The sequence below is a fragment of the Streptomyces sp. NPDC086077 genome, assembly GCF_040686175.1.
Taxonomy (GTDB): Bacteria; Actinomycetota; Actinomycetes; order Streptomycetales; family Streptomycetaceae; genus Streptomyces.
Window position 1 is genome coordinate 1 of the sequence record NZ_JBFBJT010000312.1, and the last position, 1,734, is coordinate 1,734.

Here is a 1,734-nt window from a genome sequence, read left to right on the forward strand (position 1 = left end):
TGAGCCATGGATCCATCGACACCCCTCCCAGGTGCGGCATGCGGGAGAAGGCGCGTCGGCTACCAGGATCAAGCTGCAGCCAAAACGCTTTTGTGACCATTTTACCTTATAGCCCCAGACTTGATCTTCAACACGTAGGCCCTTCATCGAGTGTCCCGCCATCTCCCGCGACATACGCACAGGCCCACACGGACGCTCTCGGCTCGCTGCGGTCCGGCTCAGGCGATAGGCATAGGGAGGCGTTCACCGTGACCGCGCAACGAACCCAGACCATGTCCCGGTCCGACGTGCAGTCATTTTCCCCTTGATCGCGACCGGACGAATACTCGGAGGACGGACCAGATGGCATCAGAGATTCCGCCCTTGGTAAAACCCTCTCGACTCAGACGCCGCGCGGGCCTGCCCGGTGAATGCCTCGCGGAATTTCTGGGTACCTTCGTCCTCATCTCCTTTGGATGCGGCGTGGTAGCGGTAGCGGTGGCTGGGCTGCCCGGTTCTGGTCGCACCTCGGGGCCTACTACCTTTTTTCTGGGGGCCGGGGACTGGTTGCTGATTACCTGGGGCTGGGCCATGGCCGTGGTCTTCGGTATCTACGTGGCCGGCGGGGTCAGCGGGGCGCACATCAACCCGGCGGTCACCCTCGCCTTCGCGGTACGGCGCAAATTCCCCTGGGTCAAAGTTCTTCCGTACTGGGCTGCCCAGGTGGCCGGCGCCCTTGCCGGAGCAGCATTGGTGTACACCGTGTATTACGACGCAATCAATGCGTTCGACGCCGCCATGAAGGGGCCCAAGACGGGCGGGCACACTCTCGCTTCGTTCTCGATCTTTGCGACCTTCCCTGCACCATACTTTCACGGTGGCATCTGGGGCCCACTGATCGACCAGGTCGTAGGCACTGCGTTCCTGGTCATGCTCGTCGCTGCCGTGATCGACTTGCGCAACACAGCCGTGAAAGCCAACCTCGGTCCCCTGGTGATCGGCTTTGTGGTGGCTGCAATCGGCATGTCTTTCGGGGCAAATGCGGGGTATGCCATCAACCCGGCCCGCGATTTCGGCCCCCGCTTGCTCACCTGGATGGCTGGTTGGAATGATCTAGCGTTCCCCGGCAGTTTGTCGGGTGCGTTCAGCGCTTACTGGTGGATTCCCATCGTGGGCCCCCTTGCCGGTGGGGTGGTCGGGGCGCTGGTTTACGACCTATTCATCGGAGATGTTCTGTATGTCCGCGCACAGGAGGCGGTTCCGCCGGTGCCGGGACGCACACGTCCCACGACCACCGACGAGGTGTAGGCCGGGGCGGTCAGGCACGGACGGGAGACCTGTCAAGACCGCTGAGCGGCTCGCCGAACATCCCGTTGGTTCTGGCCCATGCCGGACCTGCGCCACTCGGCGATGCCCCTACGTCAAGCTGCGGCAGAAACCGGCGGGCAGGCATGCGTCACGATGGGCTGGCTGACGGCCTGGTCGGCGCGCAGGGCCCGAAAGACGCGGTCGGAGACGCGGCGACGCAGCAGGCGCACAGCCTCCTTGGGGCTTGCCGCGAGCCAGTTGCTTGGCGAAGTAGTCGGCGCCTTCACCACCGCATCGGACCTGCGTGACCGCGATGATGTGCAGTGCATGGTTGATCGAACGTTCCCGCCCCGGTCGCGACCATGGCGAAGGGCGCCCGTTGGTCAGTGTGTGAAGACAAACCTGGACGCCCTTCTGGCGGCACTGTACGTGTTCATCGACGACCAC

General features: G+C 63.7%; 2 protein-coding genes. Both read left to right on the plus strand.

What is annotated here, in order from left to right; translation table 11 throughout:
• The first annotated feature begins 342 nt into the window (after positions 1-342).
• Positions 343-1,287, plus strand: a complete 945-nt coding sequence (locus tag AB0O67_RS37275; protein ID WP_365460543.1) for an MIP/aquaporin family protein — start codon at positions 343-345, stop codon at positions 1,285-1,287.
• Between the two features lie 78 nt (positions 1,288-1,365).
• A partial coding sequence (locus tag AB0O67_RS37280; protein WP_365460546.1) for a hypothetical protein occupies positions 1,366-1,734 on the plus strand: 369 nt, incomplete at its 3' end.